The organism is Pseudomonas sp. PDM30 (assembly GCF_019218985.1).
GTDB lineage: Bacteria > Pseudomonadota > Gammaproteobacteria > Pseudomonadales > Pseudomonadaceae > Aquipseudomonas > Aquipseudomonas jessenii.
Genome location: NZ_JAHUWM010000002.1, coordinates 579,185 through 604,067, shown reverse-complemented (window position 1 = coordinate 604,067; position 24,883 = coordinate 579,185). Strand labels below are relative to the sequence as shown.

Sequence of the window (24,883 nt, the reverse complement as noted above, 5' to 3'; positions counted from 1 at the left end):
ATCGCCATGAACACCGCCGCTGCCTTTGCCGACTTTCGTACCTATCCGTTGATCAGCGCGCTGACTGCCGTGCAGACCCTGGCGGACCGTGTTCTGGTGAAGTGGGCCGACAATCGCGTCAGCCCCTTCCACCATCAATGGCTGAGAGACAATTGCCCGTGCCCGCAGTGCGTGTACACCGTGACCCGCGAGCAAGTGCTGGAAATCGTCGATACAGCTCAAGACTTGATCCCTGACCAAGTGCACATCGACACCGAAGGTTGCCTGTCGATTGATTGGCAGGACGGCCACAGCAGCCGCTTCGACCCCGGCTGGCTGCGCGCCCACGCCTACGACGACGAGTCCCGCGCCGAGCGCCAGGCACGCAAGCCAAAAGCCAGGCTTTGGCACAGTAATTTGCAGTTGCCGGTATTCGAGTATCAGGCGCTGATGAACGACTCCGACGCCTTGTTGCAATGGTTGTTGGCGGTACGGGATGTCGGATTGACCCAAGTCCGTGGCGTGCCCACCGAACCCGGCTCTCTGAAGCTGATCGCCCAACGGATTTCCTTCATCCGCGAGAGCAATTTCGGCGTGCTGTTCAACGTGCAATCCAAGGCCGACGCCGACAGCAACGCCTACACCGCGTTCAATCTGCCGCTGCACAGCGATTTGCCAACCCGGGAGTTGCAACCGGGGCTGCAATTCCTGCATTGCCTGGTCAATGACGCCGAGGGTGGCGAGAGCATTTTTGTCGACGGGTTTGCCATTGCCGACGCCTTGCGCCGGGAAGACCCCGAATCTTTCAAAAGCCTCTGCGAAATCCCCGTGGAGTTTCGCAACAAGGACCGTCACAGCGACTACCGCTGCCTGGCACCGATCATTGCCCTGGATACGTTGGGGCAGGTGTCGGAAATCCGCATGGCCAACTTTCTGCGCGGCCCCTTCGATGCATCCGTGGAGCAGATGCCCAAGTTGTATCAGGCCTACCGGCGCTTTATCGCAATGACCCGCGAGCCTCGATTCAGGTTGATGCAGCGGCTCAATCCCGGTGAACTGTGGTGCTTCGACAACCGCCGCACCCTGCACGCCCGCAACGCCTTCGACCCCGCCACCGGGGCGCGGCATTTCCAGGGCTGCTATGTCGACCGGGATGAGTTGTTGTCGCGGATTCTGGTGTTGCAACGCTGAACCGCGTGATCGTTCATCGCGAGCAAGCTCGCTCCCACAGGGATTGCGAATAACCTGTGGGAGCGAGCTTGCTCGCGATGGCGCCAGTGCAGACACCTCCCATCTCCCGGATTCACAGGCAAAAAAAACCCCGATCAAGCCGTGACAGGATCGAGGCAGAGGGTACTGTTGAGGAGCTGCCGTGCGAGGGTGACCAAACCTTCGTGAAGCGAGCTGAGTCCAGTGTGCCCCCTCCTTTGGCCGGCAAGTTGCCCGAAAACGACCTGTTCATAGCCAATGCTGCCATTGCGACAATTCGCCCTTGCCGACACCCGGCACCCCTACCAGAATCGAACCAAGACACCGTTCCCTGAAGAAGGATTGCGTCATGATGCACGCCGATTTGATAGACCAGGAAGACCTGTTGGGCCAGCTCAAGTCGTTGGGCTTCGAGGTGCCCACCGGCGCCACCGCCGAGCAAGCCTGCGAGTGTGCGGTACGAGGTTTGAACGATGTGCGGGCGATGACCCTGCGGACCATGGTCAAACAGATGTACACCAGCAGCGCGACCATCTTGCCGGCGGTGCGCCAGGCGATCGACAAGCAGTTGTTGCCGGCGCTGGCGGAGTATCAGCAGAGCCACACAGGCCGATAAACAGCCTTCGCGAGCAAGCTCGCTCCCACATTAGATCTGTGTCGTTCACAAAACCAATGTGGGAGCGAGCTTGCTCGCGATGAAGGCGCCTCGGTCTAGAGCCTTACACTGGCAAACGTAGACTCATTACGCGCCTGGCTCAGCGCCGACAACGGCCCGGACAACGGCGACAGCACCAGCGCTTGAGGCAACGGCATCATCGCCACTTGCTGGGTGGTGTTGGACCCTACGCGCTCGTCACGCGGCGGAATGCCGAAGTATTCGCGGTAGCACTTGGAGAAGTGCGGCGTGGACACAAACCCGCACACCGAAGCCACTTCGATGATCGACATCGGCGTTTGCTTGAGCAGCTGTCGCGCGCGGATCAGGCGCAGCTTGAGGTAGTAACGCGACGGCGAGCAGTGCAGGTACTTCTGGAACAGGCGTTCGAGCTGACGACGGGACACCGCGACATACACCGCCAGTTCGTCCAGGTCGATCGGCTCTTCAAGATTGGCCTCCATCAACGCGACGATTTCCTGCAACTTCGGCTGGTTGGTGCCGAGCATGTGCTTGAGCGGCACACGCTGGTGATCCTGTTCGTTGCGGATGCGCTCGTAGACGAACATTTCCGAAATGGCCGCCGACAGTTCACGTCCGTGATCTCGACTGATCAGGTGCAGCATCATGTCCAGCGGCGCGGTGCCGCCGGAGCTGGTGAAGCGATTACGGTCGAGGGTGAACAAGCGGGTGCTCATCGCTACACGCGGGAAAGCTTCCTGCATCGCCGCCAGGCATTCCCAGTGCACGCTGCAATCGAAACCATCGAGCAGGCCGGCGCAAGCCAGGGCCCAGCTGCCGGTGCACACCGCGCCGAGGCGGCGGGACTGGCGAGCCTGGCTTTGCAGCCATGACACGTGTTCCCGGGTAACGGTGCGCTGGATGCCGATGCCGCCGCACACGATGACGGTGTCCATCGGCGGGGCTTTGTGCATGGAAGCGTCGGGGGTGATTTGCAGACCGTCACTGGCCCAGACCTGGCCGCCATCGACGGTGAGGGTGGTCCAGCGATAAAGCTCGCGACCGGACAACTGGTTGGCCATGCGCAGCGGTTCCACTGCGGAGGCCAGAGAAATCAGCGTGAAATTGTCCAGCAGCAGAAAGCCGATGGATTGAGGCGCACGGTTCTGGGGTTGGGCCCCGGAGTTGAACGTCGTCATCGCGGTATCTCCTCACACAAAGCGGGTGATGGCCTCAGGCGGAGGCTCTTTTTATTGCCATCGTTCTCGCGTGGGAGACGGGCTTTGTAATGACAGAGCAATTGCCATGCCTAAATTTGAATGCGCGTTCAATAACTCCTAAAAACGACGTCGGAATGTGTCTATGTATGTCTTGCAAGGCATGGGGATTTAAATGGCCATCAGGACTGGCAAGCGCCCCGGCCCACAAGCTGTGAGCAATTCGGTAGCACTTGTGGGAACGGCGTTTCGCCGCATCGCAGAGGAGTGTCACCGCAAGCACGGGTGACGGGCGGTCGAAGGCTGGCTGGCCCTCGATCAGTGGCAAGGCGATTTATCTGTGAGCGACGCGCCAAAAGGTGGCGCGCTTTCGAGCGGGTGTTCACTTAGCGCGCAGTTTTGACTGGTCTGGCGCTATCGCGAGCAAGCTCGCTCCCACAGGGATTTATGGTGTGTCTCACTTCTCCAATCCACACCGAATCCTGTGGGAGCGAGCTTGCTCGCGATGGGGTCAACGCGGTCTCAACACTCCACCGCACTCACCGCCAACCCACCCCGCGATGTCTCCTTATATTTGTCATGCATGTCGGCACCGGTATCGCGCATGGTGCGGATCACCCGATCCAGCGAAATGAAGTGCTGACCATCACCGCGCAATGCCATTTGCGCGGCGTTGATCGCCTTCACCGCGGCAATTGCGTTGCGCTCGATGCACGGCACCTGGACCAGCCCACCCACCGGGTCGCAGGTCAGGCCGAGGTTGTGCTCCAGACCGATCTCCGCCGCGTTGCACAGCTGCTCTGGCGTGGCGCCAAGGATTTCCGCCAGCCCGGCCGCCGCCATGGCGCAGGCCGAACCGACTTCGCCCTGACAACCGACTTCGGCACCGGAGATCGAGGCGTTCTTCTTGCACAGGATTCCCACCGCCGCCGCGCCGAGGAAGTAGTCGACGACATTGGCGTCGGTCACGGCCTCGCTGAATTTCATGAAGTAGTGCAGCACCGCCGGAATGATCCCCGCCGCGCCGTTGGTCGGTGCCGTGACCATGCGCCCGCCGGCGGCGTTTTCTTCGTTGACCGCCAGGGCGAACAGGTTGACCCATTCCATGGCGCTCAAGGTCGAGCCGATCACGTTGGGTTTGTTCAGTTCCTGCAGGCTGCGATGCAGCTTGGCCGCGCGGCGGCGCACGTTCAACCCGCCGGGCAGGATGCCTTCGTGTTTGAGGCCCTGTTCAACGCAATCCTGCATGGCGCGCCAGAGCTTCATCAGGCCGCTGCGGATTTCATCCTCGCTGCGCCACACCCTCTCGTTGGCCATCATTAACTCAGCCACGCGCAGGTTGTGTTTTTTACACAGTTCCAGCAGCTCGGCGGCGCTGGAAAAATCATAAGGCAACACAGTGCTGTCGAGGTCGACGACACCGCTGGAGGCCTGCGCTTCATCGACGACAAAACCGCCGCCGACCGAATAGTAGGTGTCGCGATGCAACTCGCCGTCATCACCCTCGACAATCAGGGTCATGGCGTTGGGATGGAATGGCAGGTTCTCGTCGATCAGGCGCATGTCCCGGCCCCAGATGAAGGGCACCGGCAAGCGACCGTCGAGCAGCAGCGTATCGGTCTCGCGCAGGTTGGCGATACAGATGCCGATTTGCGACGGATCAATCGCATCCGGCCACTCGCCCATCAGCCCCATGATCACTGCATTGTCGCTGCCGTGGCCGATACCGGTGGCCGACAACGAGCCGAACAGCTGGACTTCGACACGCCGCACCTGCTCAAGCAACCCACGCTCGCGCAGGCCCTGCACAAACAACGCCGCCGCCCGCATGGGCCCCACGGTGTGCGAACTGGATGGGCCGATGCCGATTTTGAACAGGTCGAAAACACTGATAGCCATTACTGCCGAACTCCTGGATGGGCCCACTGCGCACGCAAAAACGCACGGTGACGGAGCTGCTACGCTCAAGCTGCAATCCGCCGAGATGACCGCATCATCAAGCTTTTATCGTGTTGTTCGACGTCTCTAACCGACGCACTCATGCCCACCAGCGCCGCGTGTCTTTTACGCCGTGTTTTCGCTGTTTTTTTGCGGTTCAGAAGGGAAAAAGGGCCTGAAAAAATCTGTAAACGACGTCACCGACACTGGATGCGACCATCCCTGTACTGGATACGACGCACCCTGTAGGCGTCAGATTTTCACTGGTACATGATCATATCGACTCGATTGCAAGGCGCTGCGGTAGAGCTGTCTCCAGAACGCCATCCAACCGCAACCTATAAGTGCGGTGGTCCAGTCGGAACACTGCCAAAAAAAACACCAAGGAGTCCATCCATGAAAGGTTCCCCGTCGTTGTTGTTGGCCGCCATGCTTAGTCTGCCGGTTCTGGCGCAAGCCGCAGAACCGGCGCAGTGCAGTACCGTAAACTTCTCCGATGTCGGCTGGACCGACATCACCGCGACTACCGCGACCACCAGCGTCGTGCTCAACGCCCTCGGCTACAAGACCAAGACCACCATGATTTCCGTGCCCGTGACCTACAAGTCCCTGGCCGACGGCAAAAACATGGACGTGTTTCTGGGCAACTGGATGCCGACCATGGAAAACGACATCAAGGCCTACCGCGATGCCGGCACCGTGGAAACCGTACGCACCAACCTCAAGGGCGCCAAGTACACCCTTGCCGTCCCTCAGGCGCTGTACGACAAGGGCCTGCATGACTTCGCCGACATCGCCAAATTCAAGAAAGAGCTCGACGGCAAGATCTACGGCATCGAGCCTGGCAACGACGGTAATCGTCTGATCCAGAGCATGATCGACAAGGATGCCTTCGGTCTGAAGACCGCCGGTTTCAAAGTCGTCGAATCCTCCGAAGCAGGCATGCTGTCGCAGGTCGACCGCGCACAGAAACGCGACACCGCCGTGGTGTTCCTCGGCTGGGCGCCGCACCCGATGAACAAGCGCTTCAAAATTCAATACCTGACCGGTGGCGATGACTTCTTCGGCCCCGACTTCGGTGCCGCCACCGTGGCGACCAACACCCGCAAGGGTTACGCGCAGGAGTGCAGCAACGTTGGTCAGTTGCTGAAGAACCTGGAGTTCACCGTCGACATGGAAAGCGAACTGATGGGCAACATCCTGGACGACAAGATGAAGCCTGACGCGGCCGCCAAGGCCTGGCTGAAAAACAATCCACAGGTGCTCGATACCTGGCTCGCTGGCGTGACCACCATTGACGGTAAACCAGGCCTGGAGGCCGTGAAAGCCAAACTGGCCAAGTAATCGCTTATGCCGGGCGGCCTCGGCCGTCCGGGCTGTTTATTTCCTTGCATGCGGACGTTCACTACCATGCTGATTGATCAGAAAATCCCCTTAGGCCAGTACATCGCGGGCTTCGTTGAATGGTTGACGCAACACGGCGCCAACACCTTCGACGCCATCGCCGTGTCACTGGAAACGATGATCCACGGCGTGACGTTTGCGCTGACCTGGTTCAACCCGCTGGTACTGATCGGCGTAATCGCACTACTGGCACACTTCATTCAACGCAAATGGGGCCTGACAGCGTTTGTCGTTGCCTCCTTTCTGCTGATCCTCAATCTGGGGTACTGGCAGGAGACCATGGAAACCCTCGCCCAGGTGTTGTTCGCCACCCTGGTCTGCGTGATCATCGGCGTGCCGCTGGGCATCGTCGCCGCGCACAAACCGATGTTCTATACTTTAATGCGTCCGGTACTCGATCTGATGCAGACCGTACCGACGTTCGTGTACCTCATTCCTACCCTGACCCTCTTCGGGCTGGGTGTGGTCCCGGGTCTGATCTCCACGGTGGTGTTCGCGATTGCCGCGCCCATCCGCCTGACCTACCTGGGTATTCGCGATGTCCCGGAAGAATTGATGGACGCCGGCAAGGCCTTTGGCTGCTCGCGCCGTCAATTGCTCTCGCGAATTGAACTGCCTCATGCCATGCCAAGCATCGCGGCCGGCATCACCCAGTGCATCATGCTGTCGTTGTCGATGGTGGTGATCGCGGCACTGGTTGGCGCCGACGGTTTGGGCAAACCCGTGGTCAACGCACTGAATACCGCTGATATCGCCCTGGGCTTCGAAGCAGGTCTGGCGATCGTACTGCTGGCGATCATGCTCGACCGTATCTGCAAACAACCCGACGCCAAAGTAGGGGGTGACGCATGAGCATTATTCGCTTCGATAACGTTGACGTTATCTTCTCCAAGGATCCACGCGAGGCACTCAAGCTGCTGGATCAAGGCATGACCCGTAACGAGATCCTGAAAAAGACCGGGCAGATTGTAGGTGTTGAAAAAGCCAGCCTGGACATCGAAAAAGGTGAGATCTGCGTACTGATGGGCCTGTCCGGCTCCGGTAAATCCAGCCTGCTGCGTTGCATCAACGGCCTCAACACCGTCAGCCGCGGCAAGCTGTTCGTCGAGCACGAAGGCAAGCAGATCGACATTGCCTCCTGCACCCCGGCAGAACTGAAAATGATGCGCACCAAGCGCATTGCGATGGTGTTCCAGAAGTTCGCCCTGATGCCCTGGCTGACCGTTCGCGAGAACATCAGCTTCGGTCTGGAGATGCAGGGTCGTCCCGAGAAGGAACGCCGCAAGCTGGTGGACGACAAGCTGGAGCTGGTGGGCCTGACCCAGTGGCGCAACAAGAAACCCAACGAGCTGTCCGGTGGTATGCAACAACGCGTGGGCCTGGCCCGTGCCTTGGCGATGGACGCCGACATCCTGTTGATGGACGAACCGTTCTCGGCGCTCGACCCACTGATCCGCCAGGGTCTGCAAGACGAGCTGCTGGAACTGCAACGCAAGCTGAGCAAGACCATCGTATTCGTAAGCCACGACCTCGATGAAGCCCTGAAACTTGGCAGCCGTATCGCGATCATGAAAGACGGCCGGATCATCCAGTACAGTGTGCCGGAAGAGATCGTGCTGAACCCGGCGGACGACTACGTGCGGACCTTCGTGGCCCACACCAACCCGCTGAACGTACTGTGCGGCCGCAGCCTGATGCGCACCCTGGACAACTGCAAACGCATCAACGGTTCGGTGTGCCTCGATCCGGGCGGCGATTCGTGGCTGGACCTGGCGGAAGGCAACACTATCAAAGGGGCGCGTCAAAACGGTTCTGCTCTGGATCTGCAGAACTGGGTACCGGGTCAGGCTGTTGAAGGCCTGGGTCGTCGGCCAACCCTGGTGGACTCGAACATCGGCATGCGCGATGCGCTGCAGATTCGTTATCAGACCGGCAACAAACTGGTGCTGCACGATAACAACCATGTAGTGGGGATTCTTGGCGACAGCGAGCTGTATCACGCACTGCTCGGCAAGAACCTGGGGTAAGGCAACAGACACAAAAACGCCGCGAGAGTATCGCGGCGTTTTTGTTTGTGGGGATATCGGGTAATGCAGCTTTGCGGCCGATGGCCCCTTCGCGAGCAAGCCCGCTCCCACAGGGGGTTGCGGTGCATTCACTGCACCGCAGTTCCTCACACCTTAGCTATAAACCCGGCCAAGGAGCTGCCGATGGCTTTCAAACTGATCGAGCACGTCACGGGTGATCTGATCCTGGGTGAAGCCCATCAAGTCGTAGTCCTGGCTACCGTTGTGCAGATACACCTCGGCACGATAGTAACGCTGACGCGCCTCATCGGACTGAGCCGATTCGGTTGGCGTGGCCAGGTAGCCATCCAGGCTGACTTCGTAGACAAACGGGTTGCCCTCTTCCATCTCGACCCGTACGCCCATGCAACGCTTGGACTTGCCCAGCAGCGTCTGAACCTCCAGACCTTGGGCACGCATTTGCGCCGTCGCATCTTCCAGCGCCGGAGTCACGTGCTTGTCCATGAAGCGCTGGACCACCGACTGGCTCGGTTGCAGGTCCAACTGGGTCAAACGCTCAGTGAAGCCACGGCGACCACGTGCCGCCAGTTCCGCTTGCTCCTGTTCGATCTGCACGTCCTGGCGCATGGCCTTGTGCAAGCCGAACATGAAGAACACCAGCACCACCGAGAACGGCAGACCGGCCAGCACCACCATGGTTTGCATGGCTTCGAAGTTGCCGGCGAACAGCAGGCCGATGGTCACCAGGGTGATCACCGCCGACCAGAAGATCCGTAGCCAGTGCGGCGCGTCTTCGTCGACATTGCCGCCCTTGCACGAAAGGTTGGCCATCATCACCGCGCCGGAGTCCGCCGGGGTCAGGAACAGCACGAAACCGACAAAGATCGACACGCCGATCACAACCTTCGACGCCGGGTAATGCTCAAGCAACTGGTAGATCGCCATGGACGGCTGTTCCAGCGCCGTCTTCCCGAGCTCCACCGCCCCATGGTTCATCACCAGGTCCAGGGCCGAGTTACCGAAGATCGACAGCCACGCCAGGGTGAAGCCCAGCGGAATCAGCAGCACGCCGGCCACCAGTTCGCGCACGGTGCGACCACGGGAAATACGCGCGATGAACATGCCCACGAATGGCGCCCAGGAAATCCACCAGGCCCAGTAGAACAGGGTCCACAGGCCCAGCCAGCGGTCGGACTTCTCACTGTCGCCTTCGTACACATACAGATCGAAAGTCTTCAGCACCACGCCGTTCAGGTAGTCGCCGACGTTCTGTACGAAGCCGTTGAGCAGGTGCAAGGTCGGGCCGAACAACAGGACGAAAATCAGCAGGCCGCTGAACAGCACGATGTTGAGGTTGGACAGACGGCGGATGCCGTTTTCCACGCCCGACACGGCAGCGATGGTCGCCACGGTGCTCATCACGATGATCACGATCAGCAGGTTGGTGTTGCTGTGCTCCATGCCGAACAGGTTTTCCAGACCCGACGACACTTGCAGCGAACCGATCCCCAGGTTCGTCACCAGCCCCAGCAGGGTCACGAACATGCCGAAACCGTCCACCGCGTGCCCGGCCGCGCCCTTGACCCAACGCTCTCCCACCAGCGGATACAACGCCGAACGCAACGCCAGCGGCTGGTTGTGCCGGTAGGCAAAGTACGCCACGGCCAGGCCGACCAGCGCGTAGATCGCCCAGCCATGCAAGCCCCAGTGCAGGAAGGTCAACTGCACCGCCTGACGGGCCGCCAGGTTGCTGCCAGCCACGCCTTCCGGCGGGTTGAAGTAGTGGTCCAGCGGCTCGGACGCGCCGAAGTACAGCAGCGAAATACCGATACCCGAGGAGAACAGCATCCCCGCCCAGGCACCGTAGCTGAAGTCCGGGGTGTCGTCCTTGCTGCCCAGTTTCAATTTGCCGTAGGACGAAAACGCCAGACCAACGACAAAAATCAGGTAGGCGGCGATCACCACCATGTAGTACCAGCCGAAGCTGCGGGACAACCAGGCTTGCGCCGTACCCAGCATTCTGCCGGCCTCTTGCGGGGCGATGATCAGAATGGCGGTCAACAACAGAATCAACGCGGTAGAGGTGTAGAACACCCAACCGTTGACCGTCACCTTCTCGGGTGGGGTCTTTATTAGCGAGGCAGAACTCATGGCACAGATGCTCCGGGCAGTGCGAGAGAAGAACGCAAGACAAACGAGTTACCCGACCAATCGGTTAGTGGGCAGCCGACCGGCGGGTGATATAAAGACAGCCCGAAAAAAGCCCGAAGCCCTTGAGACGCCGTGGCGTATAGGCTTCGAGCTATTTCGGATGTCGGTTTGCCGCCATTTACATGTAGGAAAAATCTGTAAGCAGCGACGATTTGTCGCAGATCTTATTCTTTGTTGATTGAACGTTCAATCAAAACAAAATAGACTGGCCCTCAAGCCGATGGACGTTCTGCGTCTGCGGGAAGGCCTAAGGAGATGTGCAAGATGCCCAAGGTCGGTATGCAACCCATCCGCCGCCAGCAATTGATCGAAGCCACTTTGCAGGCCGTCGATCAGGTCGGAATGGGGGACGCCAGCATTGCGCTGATCGCCCGTTTGGCCGGTGTCTCGAATGGCATCATCAGTCACTACTTTCAGGACAAGAATGGCCTGATCGCCGCCACCATGGGGTACCTGATGACCGTCCTGAGCGAGAACGTCACCCTGCGCCGACAGGCGCTGACAGATGACAGCCCGAGGGCTCATCTGCAGGTGATCATCGAAGGCAACTTCGACGCCAGCCAGGTCAATGGCCCGGCAATGAAAACCTGGCTGGCCTTCTGGGCCACCAGCATGCACCAGCCGTCTTTGCACAGGTTGCAGCGGATCAACGATCACCGTCTGTATTCCAACCTGTGCTGCCAGTTTCGCCGCGTGCTGCCGCTCAATGATGCGCGCAGTGCCGCCCGAGGCCTGGCAGCGTTGATCGACGGCCTGTGGTTGCGCGGCGCGTTGTCGGGAGATGCTTTCGACACCGAGCAGGCGCAACAGATTGCTTACGAATACATGGATACCCAACTGGCCAAGCGGGTGAGTTAGAGCACACATAAACGCTCAACCACCGAACCGCGCCAGCCACTTAATGCTCTTGCGAGGACTTTATGGCCCGTTTCGAACTGCAAAAACTCTACATCGATGGCGCGTACAGCGACGCCAGCAGCGACGCCACTTTCGAAGCCATCAACCCGGCTAACGGTGAAGTCCTCGCAAAAGTGCAACGTGCTACCAAGGAAGACGTCGAACGCGCCGTCGTCAGCGCCGAAAAGGGCCAGAAGATCTGGGCCGCCATGACTGCCATGGAGCGTTCGCGCATCCTGCGTCGTGCCGTGGAAATCCTGCGCGAGCGCAACGACGAACTGGCCGCCCTGGAAACCCTGGATACCGGCAAGGCCTACTCCGAAACCCGCTACGTCGACATCGTCACCGGCGCTGACGTGCTGGAGTACTACGCAGGCCTGGTACCGGCCATCGAAGGCGAGCAGATTCCGCTGCGCACCACTTCGTTCGTCTACACCCGTCGCGAGCCGCTGGGCGTCGTGGCCGGTATCGGCGCGTGGAACTACCCGATCCAGATCGCCCTGTGGAAATCCGCACCAGCCCTGGCGGCCGGTAACGCGATGATCTTCAAGCCAAGCGAAGTCACCTCGCTGACCACCCTGAAACTGGCCGAGATCTACACCGAAGCCGGCGTACCAAATGGCGTGTTCAACGTCCTGACCGGCAGCGGCCGTGAAGTCGGCACCTGGCTGACCGAACACCCGCGCATCGAGAAAGTCTCGTTCACCGGCGGCACTGATACCGGCAAGAAAGTCATGGCCAGCGCTTCGAGCTCTTCGCTCAAGGACGTGACCATGGAACTGGGTGGCAAGTCGCCGCTGATCATCTGCGACGACGCCGACCTCGATCGCGCCGCCGACACCGCGATGATGGCCAACTTCTACAGCTCCGGCCAGGTTTGCACCAACGGCACTCGCGTGTTCGTACCGGCTCACCTGAAGGCCGCTTTCGAAGCCAAGATCGCTGAGCGCGTTGCGCGCATCCGCATCGGCAACCCGGAAGACGAAAACACCAACTTCGGTCCGCTGGTCAGCTTTGCGCACATGGAAAGCGTGCTGGGCTACATCGCCAAGGGCAAGGAAGAAGGTGCCCGCCTGCTGTGCGGCGGTGAGCGCCTGACCGACGGTGAATTCGCCAAGGGTGCGTTCGTGGCGCCGACCGTGTTCACCGACTGCACCGACGACATGACCATCGTCCGTGAAGAAATCTTTGGCCCGGTGATGGCGATCCTCTCCTACGAAACCGAAGAAGAAGTGATCCGCCGCGCCAACGACACCGACTTCGGCCTGGCCGCCGGTATCGTCACCAAGGACCTGAACCGCGCCCACCGTGTGATTCATCAGCTGGAAGCCGGTATCTGCTGGATCAACGCCTGGGGCGAATCCGACGCGAAGATGCCGGTCGGTGGCTACAAGCAGTCGGGTGTCGGCCGTGAGAACGGCATCAGTTCGCTGAACAACTTCACCCGCATCAAATCGGTACAGGTCGAGCTGGGCGATTACGTCTCGGTGTTCTAAGTACTGCGAGGTCTCTGTGGCGAGGGGGCTTGCCCCCGTTGGGCTGCGAAGCAGCCCCCTCTCCAGACACCGCAAGTCTTCAGATAGAAAGCAGTCGCTGATTTTACGACTGCTGCGCAGCCGAACGGGGGCAAGCCCCCTCGCCACAGGTTGTGCAGTGTCCCAGCGACCGCGACCTGACCAACTTCAAAGAGGGTGCATTCAATGTCCCAAGAATTCGACTACATCATCATCGGTGCCGGCTCTGCCGGTAACACCCTGGCGACCCGTCTGACCGAAGACGCAGGCGTCACCGTCCTGCTGCTCGAAGCAGGCGGCCCGGACTACCGTTCCGATTTCCGCACACAGATGCCGGCCGCCCTGGCGTTCCCGCTGCAAGGCCGTCGCTACAACTGGGCCTACGAAACCGATCCAGAGCCACACATGGACGGTCGTCGCATGGAGTGCGGTCGCGGCAAAGGTCTGGGCGGTTCCTCGCTGATCAACGGCATGTGCTACATCCGCGGCAACGCCATGGATTACGACGGCTGGGCAAAATTGCCAGGCCTTGAGGACTGGTCGTACCTGGACTGCCTGCCGTATTTCCGTAAAGCGGAAACCCGCGACATCGGCCCTAACGACTACCACGGTGGCGACGGCCCGGTCAGCGTGACCACGCCGAAAGCCGGCAACAACCCGCTGTTCCACGCCATGGTTGAAGCCGGCGTGCAGGCCGGTTACCCGCGCACAGAAGACTTGAACGGCTACCAGCAGGAAGGCTTCGGCCCGATGGACCGCACCGTGACGCCGAAAGGTCGTCGTGCCTCCACCGCCCGTGGCTACCTGGACGTCGCCAAGAAGCGTTCGACCCTGACCATCGTCACCCACGCCCTGACCGACAAGATCCTGTTCGAAGGCAAGCGTGCGGTCGGCGTGCGTTACCTGGTCGGCGCTGCCGAGGAGCGCGTTGAAGTCAAGGCGCGCAAGGAAGTACTGCTGTGCTCCGGCGCCATCGCTTCGCCGCAGATCCTGCAGCGCTCCGGCGTGGGCCCTGCCGAACTGCTGAACAAACTCGACATTCCGGTGGTCCACGATCTGCCGGGCGTCGGTGAAAACCTGCAGGATCACCTTGAGCTGTACCTGCAATACGCTTGCACCCAACCGGTCTCGCTGTACCCGTCGCTGCTCTGGTACAACCAGCCGGCCATCGGTGCCGAGTGGCTGTTCAACGGCACCGGCATCGGCGCCAGCAACCAGTTCGAAGCCGGCGGTTTCATCCGTACCCGTCCAGAGTTCGAATGGCCGAACATCCAGTACCACTTCCTGCCGGTAGCGATTAACTACAACGGCAGCAACGGTGTGAAAGAGCACGGCTTCCAGGCGCACATGGGCTCCATGCGTTCGCCAAGCCGCGGGCGCATCCAGGCCAAGTCCAAGGATCCGCGCCAGCACCCGAGCATCCTGTTCAACTACATGGCCACCGAGCAGGACTGGCAAGAGTTCCGCGACGGCATCCGCCTGACCCGGGAAATCATGCAGCAACCTGCACTGGACGCCTTCCGCGGTCGCGAGATCAGCCCGGGCATCGAGGTGCAAACCGACGAGCAACTGGACAAGTTCATCCGCGAACACGCCGAAACCGCGTTCCACCCGTCCTGCTCGTGCAAGATGGGCACCGACGAAATGGCCGTGGTCGATGGCGAAGGTCGCGTGCATGGCATGCAAGGCCTGCGTGTGGTCGATGCGTCGATCATGCCGATCATCACCACCGGCAACCTCAATGCACCGACGATCATGATGGCCGAGAAAATCGCCGACAAGATCCGTGGTCGCAAGCCATTGCCGCGCAGCACCGCCACTTACTATGTGGCGGGTGAAGCGCCGGTGAAGGGCAAGCCGGTGCGGGAAGTGAGCCAGACTGCATAAGTCGCTACACCGCGTCACGGCCAATCGCGAGCAAGCTCGCTCCCACAGGTTTCGGGTTGGATTGCAGATTTGTGATCCAGCCCGGACTACTGTGGGAGCGAGCTTGCTCGCGATGGGGCCCTGACAACCAACACACATCTTCCGGCCGAACCCGATAATCCCTCTCTACACCGCTTCACCCTTGATCCTCCCCCCTCGCAGGCCTAATCTAGCGCCACGCAATCGTTTCACCTCTCCCCTCGCAGCACCGCTCCATCGCCACTCCATACCCAGGAGGTTCACGAATGTTCGATTTCTACCCCCAGCTCAAGCAGCGCTTCGCTGCCTTGCGCACGGGTGCTGAATTCTTTTCCCTGCGTTATGTACGCGAATCCGGGCAGTACCTGTCGGTGCGCAAGAACGTCGCCGAACCACCGAGCTTGAGCCGTGACGAAGGGGCGATGCTGACCGTGCGGGTCAATGGCGTCGAGGCCTATGCGGCCACCAACGACCTGTCGCAACAGGGCTTGCAAGCCGCTCTCGAACGCGCCGAATTCCAGGCCCGTCGACTCAAGCCCCACGCCTTGCTGGACCTGCGCGAGCAGGCTGTTTCCAGCGACCGCGCCGATTACTTTTCACCCAACCTCGACCAGGCCTTCCCGTCCCTGAGCGACTGCTTCCAACTGCTTGGCACCGAGTCGGCCGCCGTGCCCAAGGACGAGCGCCTGGTGAACTGGCAGGTCAGCCTGGGTATCACCCACGTCGAGCAGATCTACCTCAACAGCGCCGGCGCCGAACTGCGCCAGGCCCAACGCTTTGTGTACCCCGGCCTGGACGTCACGGCCTACGACGGCAACGACAGCCAGACCCGCAGCCTTGGCCGCGAGAACTTCGGCCAGCAAGGCGCGGCGGACGTCATCAGCCGCTGCGGCCTGATCGGTGCCGGTGCCCAGGTGGCCGATCAGGCCCTGCAATTACTCCTGGCGCCAAACACCCCGCAAGGCAAGCGCGACCTGCTGCTGATGCCCGACCAGATGATGCTGCAAATCCACGAATCCATCGGCCATCCGCTGGAACTGGACCGCATTCTCGGCGACGAGCGCAATTACGCCGGCACCAGTTTCGTCAAAGCCAGCGATTTCGGCCACCTGCAATACGGTTCCGGCCTGCTCAACGTGACCTTCGATCCCGACATCCCCGAGGAACTCGCCAGTTACGGTCATGACGACGACGGTACGCCCGCCAGCAAACAGTTCCTGATCCGCGAAGGCCTGTTGCTGCGCCCGCTGGGCGGTGCATTGTCGCAATTCCGTGCCGGCATGGACGGCGTCGCCAACAGCCGCGCCTGCGGCTGGAACCGCCCACCCATCGACCGCATGGCCAACCTCAATATCGAGCCCGGCGATCAGTCCATCGAACAACTGATCGCTGGCATCGAACACGGCGTGCTGATGTCGACCAACCGCTCATGGTCGATCGACGATGCCCGCAACAAATTCCAGTTCGGCTGCGAATGGGGCCAACTGATCGAAAACGGCGAACTCAAGGGCGTGGTGAAGAATCCCAACTATAGGGGCATCTCCGCGCAGTTCTGGAAAAGCCTCAGCGCCGTCGGCGATGCCGGTACCCTCAAGGTCCTCGGCACACCGAACTGCGGCAAGGGCGAACCGAACCAGGTGATCCGCGTCGGCCACGCGTCACCGGCCTGCGTGTTCAGCAACGTTGATGTATTCGGAGGAGACGCCTGATGAATCCTTCAAACAGCCAGTCCGCGTCGTTCAAGGCGCTGGTCAACAGCCTGCGTGCAGCCCTGCAAGAGCCCGAGCAGTTCACCCTCAGCTACGCCGCCGAGTCGTCGGCCTTCGTGCGTTTCAACCACGCTAAGGTGCGTCAGGCCGGTCAGGTGCAGCAGGCGAGTATCGGCTTGAAGCTGATCAACGAAGGCCGCCATGCCGACCTGAACATCACCCTGGCCGGCGATCCCCAGGTTGATCTGCGACGTTTGACCGAAGGCCTGCAACAGCTGCGGGAAACCTTGCCGCTGCTGCCTCCGGATCCTTACTTACTGCTCAACCACAATGGCTGGCAGAGCAACAACGTGCAGTCGCATCCACTGCCGGACACCGAACAGGTGGTCGCGCAAATCACCCAGGCTGCCGAAGGCCTGGATCTTGTCGGTTTCTACGCTGCCGGACCGATCAGTCGCGGCTTTGCCAGTTCTTCGGGTGCCTTCGGCTGGCATCAGGCCAACAGCTTCAATTTCGACTTAAGCCTGTTCCATGAGAATGGCCAGGCCGTGAAAGCCAGCTACGCCGGGCACGACTGGAACAGCGAAGGCTTTGCCAGACGCTTCCAGCAAGCCCGCGAGCAGCTTGAGTTTCTGGGCCGGCCGCTGCGCACTTTGGCACCCGGCCAATACCGCGCCTACCTGGCACCGGCGGCGCTGGAAGAAATCATGGGCATGCTGTGCTGGGGGGGATTCTCTGCACAGTCGATTGCCAGCAAAAGCAGCCCGCTGCAAAAGCTCTACGGTGGCGACAGCACGTTCAGCCCGCTGGTCTCGCTGGATGAAAAAGTCAGCGGCTCGCTGAGCCCGGCGTTTTCCGATGAAGGTTATCCACGCAGCGACCTGGGGTTGATCGTGGACGGCAAGGCCGGGGCACAACTGGTCAGCTCGCGCAGCGCCGCGGAATACGGCTTGACCGCCAATGGCGCCAGCGGCGGTGAATCACCGAGCGCGCTGAACATGAAGGCCGGGGCATTGCCTGACGCGGACATCCTCAAGCAACTGGGCACCGGGTTGTACATCAGCAACCTGTGGTACCTGAACTTCTCGGATCAACCGGCCGCCCGCCTGACCGGCATGACCCGGTTTGCCACGTTCTGGGTCGAAAACGGCGTGATTCAGGCACCGGTCAGCACCATGCGATTTGATGACAGCGCCTTCAGCCTGCTCGGTTCGCAGCTGGAAGCGTTGACCCAGGAGCGGGAGTTGTTGCTGTCGGCGAGTACGTACAGCCAGCGGGCGACGGCGTCGGCGTTGTTGCCGGGGGCGTTGGTAAACCGGCTCACATTAACGCTGTAACCACAAACTCCCGGAACACCGGGAACCTTGTGGGAGCGAGCTTGCTCGCGATGAGGCCATTTCATTCAACATCATTGTCGACTGATCTACCGCTATCGCGAGCAAGCTCGCTCCCACAATGACTGTGATCACAAATCATTTAGCATTGACTTCATCCACAAGAGGTCCCATGCCCATCCGCCCGCCTCTCGACGCTGTGACTGCCCGCTGGATACCCTGGGTCGTCGCCATTGCCTTCTTCATGCAGTCCCTCGACGGGACGATCCTCAACACCGCCCTGCCCGCCATGGCCCGGGACCTGGCCGAAGATCCGCTACGCATGCAAGGTGTGATCATCGCCTACATGCTCACGGTCGCCTTGCTGATTCCCGCGTCCGGCTGGATCGCCGATCGCTTCGGCACCAGGAAAATCTTCTTCAGTGCGATTTTGCTGTTCAGCCTCGGCTCGCTGCTCTGCGCATTGTCGACCAGCCTGACCCAGTTGATCGGCTCCCGGGTGATCCAGGGCTTGGGCGGCGCGTTGATGCTGCCGGTCGGGCGGCTGGTGGTGTTGCGCGCCTACCCGCGCTCGGAGCTGGTGCGGATCATGGGCTTCATCACCATTCCCGGGCTGCTCGGCCCGTTGATCGGCCCGACCATGGGCGGCTGGATGGTGCAATACCTGACGTGGCACTGGATATTCCTGATCAACCTGCCGGTGGGGCTGGTCGGTTGCTACGCCGTGTGGAAGTTCATCCCGGACCTGCGCGGCACCGAGCGCACCCGTTTCGATAGCCTGGGCTTCGTGCTGTTCGGTGCGGCGATGATTCTGATCACCATCGCCATGGAAGGCCTGGGCGAACTGCACCTGCCGCACCTGCGGGTGATGTTGCTGCTGTTCGGCGGCATGGCGTGCCTGGCGGCGTACTGGCTGCGTGCCGGGCATATCGAAAACCCGCTGTTCGCGCCGTCGTTGTTCAAGACCCGGACCTTTGCCGTGGGCATTCTCGGCAACCTGTTCGCCCGCCTCGGCAGCGGCGCCCTGCCCTTTCTGGTGCCGTTGCTGCTGCAAGTGGCGCTGGGCTATTCGCCGTCCCAGGCCGGGATGAGCATGCTGCCGCTGGCGGCGGCGGCGATGATCGCCAAGTGGGTGGCGCGGCCGCTGATCGAACATCTGGGTTACCGCATCGTGCTCACCGGCAACACCCTGGCGCTGGGGATCATGCTGGCGAGCATGGGCCTGGTCAGCGAGCAGACGCCGTACTGGCTGCTGCTGTGCCAGCTGGCGATCCTTGGCGCGATCAACTCCTTGCAGTTCACCGCAATGAACACCGTGACCCTGATCGACCTCGACGATGCCAGCGCCAGCAGCGGCAACAGCCTGCTGTCGGTGGTCGCGCAATTGTCACTGAGTCTGGGGGTAGCCTGCGCCGGTGCATTGCTCGGCGGGTTCACGGCCGAGATCGGAAATGACGGCGTGGACACGGTGTTGGGCGCCTTTCAACTGACGTTTGTGACGGTTGGAATCATGGCAATGCTGGCCGCGACGATCTTTTCCCAGCTGTCACGGAATGACGGACGGCGTGTTAAACGTCCGGAAGAACACATAGAGCCTTAGGGCGAATGGCCACCGGACTGGTACACTGCGCGACATTTTGTTTTGCAGGCCAGTCCCGTGACCACCATCGCCACCGAATTTAATACTTTGCCGCTGTCCGCCGCCATGCTGGCTAACCTCGACTCCCTCGGTTATGCCCAGATGACGCCGATCCAGGCGCAAAGCTTGCCGGTGATCCTCAAGGGGATGGACCTGATCGCCCAGGCCAAGACCGGCAGCGGCAAGACCGCCGCGTTCGGCATCGGCCTGCTGAACCCGATCAATCCGCGTTACTTCGGTTGCCAGGCGCTGATCCTGTGCCCGACCCGCGAGCTGGCCGACCAGGTCGCCAAGGAAATCCGTCGCTTGGCCCGTGCCGAAGACAACATCAAGGTCCTGACCCTGTGCGGCGGCGTGTCCCTCGGCCCGCAGATCGCTTCGCTGGAACACGGCGCGCACATCATCGTCGGCACGCCGGGGCGCATCCAGCAGCACCTGCGCAAGGGCTCGCTGGTGCTCCACGGCCTGAACACCCTGATCCTCGACGAAGCCGACCGCATGCTCGACATGGGTTTCTACGATTCCATCGAAGAAATCATCATGCAGGCCCCGGAACGTCGCCAGACCTTGCTGTTCTCCGCTACCTACCCGGTAGGCATCAAGCAGTTGGCCTCGAAGTTCATGCGCAACCCGCAGCAGGTCAAGGCCGAAGCGTTCCACGACGACACGCAGATCGAGCAGCGCTTCTACGAGATTTCCCCGGACGACCGCATGAGTGCGGTGACCAAGGTGCTTGGCCACTTCCGTCCGGCCTCCTGCGTGGCCTTCTGCTTCACCAAGCAGCAAGTTCAGGAAACCGTCGATCACCTGACCGCCAAGGGCATCTCCGCCGTCGGCCTGCACGGCGATCTGGAACAACGTGACCGCGACCAGGTGCTGGCGATGTTCGCCAACCGCAGCACTTCGGTGCTGGTGGCAACCGACGTCGCAGCGCGCGGCCTCGATATCGATTCCCTGGACATGGTAATCAACGTCGAACTGGCCCGTGATTCGGAAATCCACATTCACCGCGTCGGCCGTACTGGCCGCGCCGGTGAGAAAGGCCTCGCGATCAGCCTGGTGGCGCCGTCCGAAGCACAGCGCGCCCAGGCTATCGAGCAATTGCAGAAGACACCATTGACCTGGGATCAGGTGGACAACCTCACCTCCAAGGGTGGTGGTCCGCTGTTGCCGCAGATGAGCACCCTGTGCATCGCTGGCGGCCGTAAGGACAAGGTTCGTCCGGGCGACATTCTTGGCGCACTGACCGGTGACGCCGGCATCCCTGGTGCCCAGGTCGGCAAGATCGCGATTTTCGACTTCCAGGCCTATGTGGCCGTGGAGCGCGGCGTCGCCAAGCAGGCCTTGCAGCGTTTGAACGACGGCAAGATCAAGGGCCGTTCGTTGCGCGTTCGCATCCTGTAACAACACGCCCCCCCTGTAGGAGCGAGCTTGCTCGCGATGGGCGTGAACGATAACGCTGGCAGCCTGGCTCACCGCGGTGAGCTCGGGTTTTTCGCGAGCAAGCTCGCTCCTACAGGGACCGCAATAGTTTTTTGTGAGGACACCGTTTTGCGCTCTACCGAAGTCGTGATCATTGGCGCTGGCGCCGCAGGGTTGATGTGTGCACTGACCGCCGCCGGGCGCGGGCGCAAGGTGTTGCTGCTCGACCATGCCAACAAGGCCGGCAAGAAAATCCTGATGTCGGGCGGTGGCCGCTGCAATTTCACCAACATGTACACTGAACCGAGCAATTTCCTCTCGCAGAACGCGCACTTCTGCAAATCCGCCCTGGCCCGCTATACCCAGTGGGATTTCATCGGCATGGTGGCCAAGCACGGCGTGCCGTACCACGAGAAAAAACTCGGCCAGTTGTTCTGCGATAACAAATCCAGTGACATTCTCGAAATGCTGCTCAACGAGTGCAATCAGGTCGGCGTCAGCCTGCACCTGGACACCTCGATCCAGACCATCGAGAGGCTTGAAAAAGGCTACTTGCTGGACACGACGCTTGACCAAATCACCTGCGAATCCCTAGTGATCGCCACCGGCGGCCTGTCGATCCCGACCCTGGGCGCCACCGGTTTCGGCTATCAAGTGGCCAAGCAGTTCGGCCACGAACTGCTGCCGACCCGCGCCGGCCTGGTGCCGTTCACCATTACCGATCAGCTCAAAGCCTTGTGCACCGAGTTATCCGGTACGTCGGTGGATTGCCTGGTGAGCTGCAACGACCAGAGCTTTCGCGAGAACATCCTGTTCACCCACCGCGGCCTCAGCGGTCCGGCGATTTTGCAGATCTCGTCGTTCTGGGAATCCGGCGACACCGTCGAGATCAACCTTCTGCCGGATCACGACGTACCGAGCTGGCTGCAACAGCAACAGGCCGAACGTCCCAACAGCGAGCTGAAAACCCTGCTCGGTGAAATCTTCACCAAGAAGATGGCCAACCTGCTGGCGGACAACTGGTTCGTCTCCAAACCGATGAAGCAGTACACCCACGCGGAACTGGCCGATATCGCGGAAAAACTGGCGAGCTGGAAAGTCGTGCCGGCGGGCACCGAAGGCTATCGCACCGCCGAGGTGACCCTGGGCGGCGTCAACACCAATGAAGTGTCGTCCAAGACCATGGAGTCGCTGAAGAGCCCGGGGCTGTACTTCATCGGCGAAGTACTCGACGTGACCGGGCATCTGGGCGGGTTCAACTTCCAGTGGGCGTGGGCATCGGGCTACGCGGCTGCGCAGTACGTCTGATTCAAAAATCAATACAACCCCTGTGGGAGCGAGCTTGCTCGCGATGAGGCCATAACATTCAACAGAGATGTTGACTGACAGGCCGCCATCGCGAGCAAGCTCGCTCCCACAGTGGTTTGAAGTGCCTGACAAGGAACAGATTTTGCTGTCTGATGTGATCGACGCCATTGCGTCGGCGTCATTAGTGGCTCAATTTAGCGTCATTGCCTCGGAAGGCCTTCGCATTTCATGTCATCGACTTCGTTCCGCCAGTCTCTGCGTCGCCTTTGGGCGCTGGATAAGTTCAGCTACAGCGTGCGGGTATTCATTGCCCTGACCGGCACCATGGCGCTGTGTTGGTATCAGGATGAAATGGGCCTTCTGATCCCGTTGTTCCTGGGGATCATCGCCAGTGCCCTGGCCGAGACCGACGACAGCTGGCAGGGCCGTCTCAACGCACTGGCGGTGACGCTGGTGTGTTTCGCGGTCGCCGCCCTCTCCGTCGAACTGCTCTTCCCCTACCCCCCACTGTTTATCGTCGCCTTCGCCCTGGCCGCGTTCTGCCTGACCATGCTCGGCGCCCTCGGCGAGCGCTATGGCGCGATTGCCTCGGCGACGTTGATCCTTTCGGTCTACACCATGATCGGCGTGGACCAGCGTGGCGGTGCGGTCATCGACGTCTGGCACGAGCCGATGCTACTGGTGACCGGTGCCGCCTGGTACGGCTTGCTGTCGGTGTTGTGGCAGGCGCTGTTTTCCAATCAGCCGGTGCAGCAGAGCCTGGCGCGGCTGTTCCGCGAGCTGGGTTTTTACCTGAAGCTCAAATCCTCGCTATTCGAGCCGATCCGGCAGATGGACGTGGAGGCGCGGCGCCTGGAGTTGGCCCAACAGAACGGCCGCGTGGTGGCGGCACTGAACGCCGCCAAGGAGATCATCCTGCACCGGGTCGGCAACGGGCGCCCGGGGTCGAAAGTCAGCCGCTACCTCAAACTGTACTTCCTCGCCCAGGACATCCACGAGCGTGCCAGTTCGTCGCACTACCCGTACAACGCCCTGGCCGACGCCTTCTTCCACAGCGACGTGCTGTTCCGCTGCCAGCGCCTGTTGCGCCAGCAAGGCAAGGCCTGCCGGGCCTTGGCCGAATCGATCCAGATGCGCCAGCCGTTCACCTATGACGCCAGTTTCGCCGAGGCACTGAGCGACCTGGATGCCTCTCTCGAACACCTGCGCATCCAGAGCAACCCGGCCTGGCGCGGCTTGCTGCGTTCACTGCGGGCACTGGCAGCCAACCTCGGCACCCTCGACCGCTTGCTCAGCGATGCCAGTAACCCCGACGCCCTGGCCGACGCCACCGACAGCAGCCTGCTCGACCGTTCGCCGCGCAGCCTCAAGGACGTGTGGCTTCGCTTGCGCACGCAGCTGACGCCGACCTCGCTGCTGTTCCGCCATGCCCTGCGATTGCCCCTGGCCTTGAGCATCGGCTACGCCATGGTGCATTTGATTCACCCGTCCCAAGGCTACTGGATCATCCTCACCACGCTGTTCGTTTGCCAACCGAACTACGGCGCCACTCGCCGCAAACTCGGTCAACGGATCATCGGCACCGCCATTGGCCTGACACTGGCCTGGGCGCTGTTCGACCTGTTCCCGAACCCGCTGATCCAGTCATGCTTCGCCATCGCCGCCGGGGTGGTGTTCTTTACCAACCGCACCACCCGCTACACCCTGGCGACGGCGGCAATCACCCTGATGGTGCTGTTCTGCTTCAACCAGGTAGGTGACGGTTACGGACTGTTCCTGCCACGCTTGTTCGATACCTTGCTCGGCAGCCTGATTGCCGGGCTGGCGGTGTTCCTGTTCCTGCCGGACTGGCAGGGCCGACGCCTGAACAAAGTGCTGGCCAACACCCTGGCCTGCAACAGCATCTACCTGCGCCAGATCATGCAGCAATACGCTGCGGGTAAAAGCGACGACCTGGCTTACCGCCTGGCCCGCCGCAACGCGCACAACGCCGACGCGGCACTGTCGACCACACTGGCCAACATGCTGATGGAGCCGGGACATTTCCGAAAGGAGGCGGATGTGGGCTTCCGCTTCCTGGTGCTGTCACACACGCTACTCAGTTACCTGTCGGGCCTGGGCGCGCACCGGGAAACCCAACTGCCGACGGATGTGCGTGAACATTTGATCGAAGGGGCCGGAGTGAAACTGGCCGCCAGCATCGACGAGATCGCCCAAGGGCTGGCGAGCAAGTCTTCGATTGAAATTCAGAGCGATGAAGAAGAAGCACTGGCCAATGAACTGGAACAGATGCCTGATGAAATCGATGAGGGGCAGCGGTTGGTGCAGACGCAACTGGCGCTGATCTGCCGGCAGTTGGGGCCGCTGAGGACGTTGGCGGCACATCTGATCAAGGACACCAGTGAGGATTGAGATCTGTGGTGTCTGGGCGGGCCTCATCGCGAGCAAGCTCGCTCCCACAGGGGGCTCTGGTGTTCACAAAACTTGTGTCGACTGAAGATCTACTGTGGGAGCGAGCTTGCTCGCGATGAGGCCATCAGCAACAACACAGAAA

At 61.0% G+C, this 24,883-nt stretch carries 17 protein-coding genes; 14 read left to right on the top strand and 3 right to left on the bottom strand.

Features of this window, described 5'->3' with window-relative positions:
- Window positions 1-6 precede the first annotated feature (6 nt).
- Together KW840_RS06760 and KW840_RS06755 are read left to right on the top strand one after the other, a co-directional pair.
- Window positions 7-1,170 carry a gamma-butyrobetaine dioxygenase gene (locus tag KW840_RS06760; protein ID WP_218494727.1) on the top strand — a complete coding sequence of 388 codons (1,164 nt, stop codon included), beginning with the start codon at window positions 7-9 and terminating at the stop codon, window positions 1,168-1,170.
- A 367-nt stretch (window positions 1,171-1,537) separates the two neighbouring features.
- Entirely contained in the window at window positions 1,538-1,804 is a 267-nt protein-coding gene (locus KW840_RS06755; protein WP_007995656.1) for a hypothetical protein, read from the top strand.
- A gap of 95 nt (window positions 1,805-1,899) precedes the next feature.
- On the opposite strand, the gene KW840_RS06750 is transcribed toward KW840_RS06755, so the two are convergent.
- Window positions 1,900-3,003: a GlxA family transcriptional regulator gene (locus tag KW840_RS06750; protein ID WP_007975492.1), complete on the bottom strand. Its 1,104-nt coding sequence runs from the start codon at window positions 3,001-3,003 to the stop codon at window positions 1,900-1,902.
- A gap of 540 nt (window positions 3,004-3,543) precedes the next feature.
- Entirely contained in the window at window positions 3,544-4,920 is a 1,377-nt protein-coding gene (locus tag KW840_RS06745; RefSeq protein ID WP_057712982.1) for an L-serine ammonia-lyase, read from the bottom strand.
- A 435-nt stretch (window positions 4,921-5,355) separates the two neighbouring features.
- On the opposite strand from KW840_RS06745, the gene KW840_RS06740 reads away from it, so the two are divergent.
- From KW840_RS06740 to choV, 3 genes are all read left to right on the top strand, one after another.
- Window positions 5,356-6,303, top strand: coding sequence for a choline ABC transporter substrate-binding protein (locus tag KW840_RS06740; RefSeq protein WP_057712981.1), 948 nt, complete (start codon window positions 5,356-5,358; stop codon window positions 6,301-6,303).
- Between the two features lie 66 nt (window positions 6,304-6,369).
- Window positions 6,370-7,215 carry a choline ABC transporter permease subunit gene (gene choW, locus KW840_RS06735; RefSeq protein ID WP_057716544.1) on the top strand — a complete coding sequence of 282 codons (846 nt, stop codon included), beginning with the start codon at window positions 6,370-6,372 and terminating at the stop codon, window positions 7,213-7,215.
- Window positions 7,212-8,390, top strand: coding sequence for a choline ABC transporter ATP-binding protein (choV, locus tag KW840_RS06730; protein ID WP_047534342.1), 1,179 nt, complete (start codon window positions 7,212-7,214; stop codon window positions 8,388-8,390). The genes choW and choV overlap by 4 nt, the downstream gene beginning before the upstream one ends.
- A 153-nt stretch (window positions 8,391-8,543) precedes the next feature.
- On the opposite strand, the gene KW840_RS06725 is transcribed toward choV, so the two are convergent.
- Window positions 8,544-10,484, bottom strand: coding sequence for a BCCT family transporter (locus tag KW840_RS06725; protein ID WP_224795436.1), 1,941 nt, complete (start codon window positions 10,482-10,484; stop codon window positions 8,544-8,546).
- A gap of 381 nt (window positions 10,485-10,865) precedes the next feature.
- On the opposite strand from KW840_RS06725, the gene betI reads away from it, so the two are divergent.
- From betI to yccS, 9 genes are all read left to right on the top strand, one after another.
- Window positions 10,866-11,459 (top strand): transcriptional regulator BetI, encoded by a 594-nt coding sequence (gene betI, locus KW840_RS06720; protein WP_007985937.1) that lies wholly within the window; start codon window positions 10,866-10,868, stop codon window positions 11,457-11,459.
- A gap of 62 nt (window positions 11,460-11,521) precedes the next feature.
- Window positions 11,522-12,994, top strand: a complete 1,473-nt coding sequence (gene betB / locus KW840_RS06715) for a betaine-aldehyde dehydrogenase (RefSeq protein WP_057712979.1) — start codon at window positions 11,522-11,524, stop codon at window positions 12,992-12,994.
- A gap of 204 nt (window positions 12,995-13,198) precedes the next feature.
- Window positions 13,199-14,899 (top strand): choline dehydrogenase, encoded by a 1,701-nt coding sequence (gene betA / locus KW840_RS06710; RefSeq protein WP_218494726.1) that lies wholly within the window; start codon window positions 13,199-13,201, stop codon window positions 14,897-14,899.
- 284 nt (window positions 14,900-15,183) lie between these two features.
- Entirely contained in the window at window positions 15,184-16,626 is a 1,443-nt protein-coding gene (locus tag KW840_RS06705; RefSeq protein WP_057712977.1) for a TldD/PmbA family protein, read from the top strand.
- Complete coding sequence (locus KW840_RS06700; protein ID WP_218494725.1) at window positions 16,626-17,963, top strand: TldD/PmbA family protein; 1,338 nt, start codon at window positions 16,626-16,628, stop codon at window positions 17,961-17,963. The genes KW840_RS06705 and KW840_RS06700 overlap by 1 nt, the downstream gene beginning before the upstream one ends.
- A gap of 169 nt (window positions 17,964-18,132) precedes the next feature.
- Window positions 18,133-19,560 carry a multidrug transporter subunit MdtD gene (mdtD, locus tag KW840_RS06695; protein WP_218494724.1) on the top strand — a complete coding sequence of 476 codons (1,428 nt, stop codon included), beginning with the start codon at window positions 18,133-18,135 and terminating at the stop codon, window positions 19,558-19,560.
- 105 nt (window positions 19,561-19,665) lie between these two features.
- Window positions 19,666-21,003, top strand: coding sequence for an ATP-dependent RNA helicase DbpA (dbpA, locus tag KW840_RS06690; RefSeq protein ID WP_235863953.1), 1,338 nt, complete (start codon window positions 19,666-19,668; stop codon window positions 21,001-21,003).
- A 147-nt stretch (window positions 21,004-21,150) separates the two neighbouring features.
- A complete protein-coding gene (locus KW840_RS06685) occupies window positions 21,151-22,329 on the top strand; it encodes an NAD(P)/FAD-dependent oxidoreductase (RefSeq protein ID WP_057712973.1) in 1,179 nt (392 codons plus the stop codon).
- A 228-nt stretch (window positions 22,330-22,557) separates the two neighbouring features.
- The gene (yccS, locus tag KW840_RS06680; RefSeq protein ID WP_218494723.1) at window positions 22,558-24,741 is read left to right on the top strand and encodes a YccS family putative transporter; all 2,184 of its coding nucleotides are present in this window, start codon (window positions 22,558-22,560) and stop codon (window positions 24,739-24,741) included.
- Window positions 24,742-24,883: the final 142 nt, after the last annotated feature.

Excerpts from the sequence above, each read along its gene's own strand:
- yccS (WP_218494723.1), top strand. The coding sequence starts at position 22,558 with ATGTCATCGACTTCGTTCCGCCAGTCTCTGCGTCGCCTTTGGGCGCTG.
- mdtD (WP_218494724.1), top strand. The coding sequence starts at position 18,133 with ATGCCCATCCGCCCGCCTCTCGACGCTGTGACTGCCCGCTGGATACCC.
- KW840_RS06745 (WP_057712982.1), bottom strand. The coding sequence starts at position 4,920 with ATGGCTATCAGTGTTTTCGACCTGTTCAAAATCGGCATCGGCCCATCC.
- KW840_RS06760 (WP_218494727.1), top strand. The coding sequence starts at position 7 with ATGAACACCGCCGCTGCCTTTGCCGACTTTCGTACCTATCCGTTGATC.
- betA (WP_218494726.1), top strand. The coding sequence starts at position 13,199 with ATGTCCCAAGAATTCGACTACATCATCATCGGTGCCGGCTCTGCCGGT.
- dbpA (WP_235863953.1), top strand. The coding sequence starts at position 19,666 with ATGCTGGCTAACCTCGACTCCCTCGGTTATGCCCAGATGACGCCGATC.
- KW840_RS06750 (WP_007975492.1), bottom strand. The coding sequence starts at position 3,003 with ATGACGACGTTCAACTCCGGGGCCCAACCCCAGAACCGTGCGCCTCAA.
- KW840_RS06700 (WP_218494725.1), top strand. The coding sequence starts at position 16,626 with ATGAATCCTTCAAACAGCCAGTCCGCGTCGTTCAAGGCGCTGGTCAAC.
- betB (WP_057712979.1), top strand. The coding sequence starts at position 11,522 with ATGGCCCGTTTCGAACTGCAAAAACTCTACATCGATGGCGCGTACAGC.
- KW840_RS06740 (WP_057712981.1), top strand. The coding sequence starts at position 5,356 with ATGAAAGGTTCCCCGTCGTTGTTGTTGGCCGCCATGCTTAGTCTGCCG.
- choW (WP_057716544.1), top strand. The coding sequence starts at position 6,370 with ATGCTGATTGATCAGAAAATCCCCTTAGGCCAGTACATCGCGGGCTTC.
- choV (WP_047534342.1), top strand. The coding sequence starts at position 7,212 with ATGAGCATTATTCGCTTCGATAACGTTGACGTTATCTTCTCCAAGGAT.
- KW840_RS06755 (WP_007995656.1), top strand. The coding sequence starts at position 1,538 with ATGATGCACGCCGATTTGATAGACCAGGAAGACCTGTTGGGCCAGCTC.
- KW840_RS06705 (WP_057712977.1), top strand. The coding sequence starts at position 15,184 with ATGTTCGATTTCTACCCCCAGCTCAAGCAGCGCTTCGCTGCCTTGCGC.
- betI (WP_007985937.1), top strand. The coding sequence starts at position 10,866 with ATGCCCAAGGTCGGTATGCAACCCATCCGCCGCCAGCAATTGATCGAA.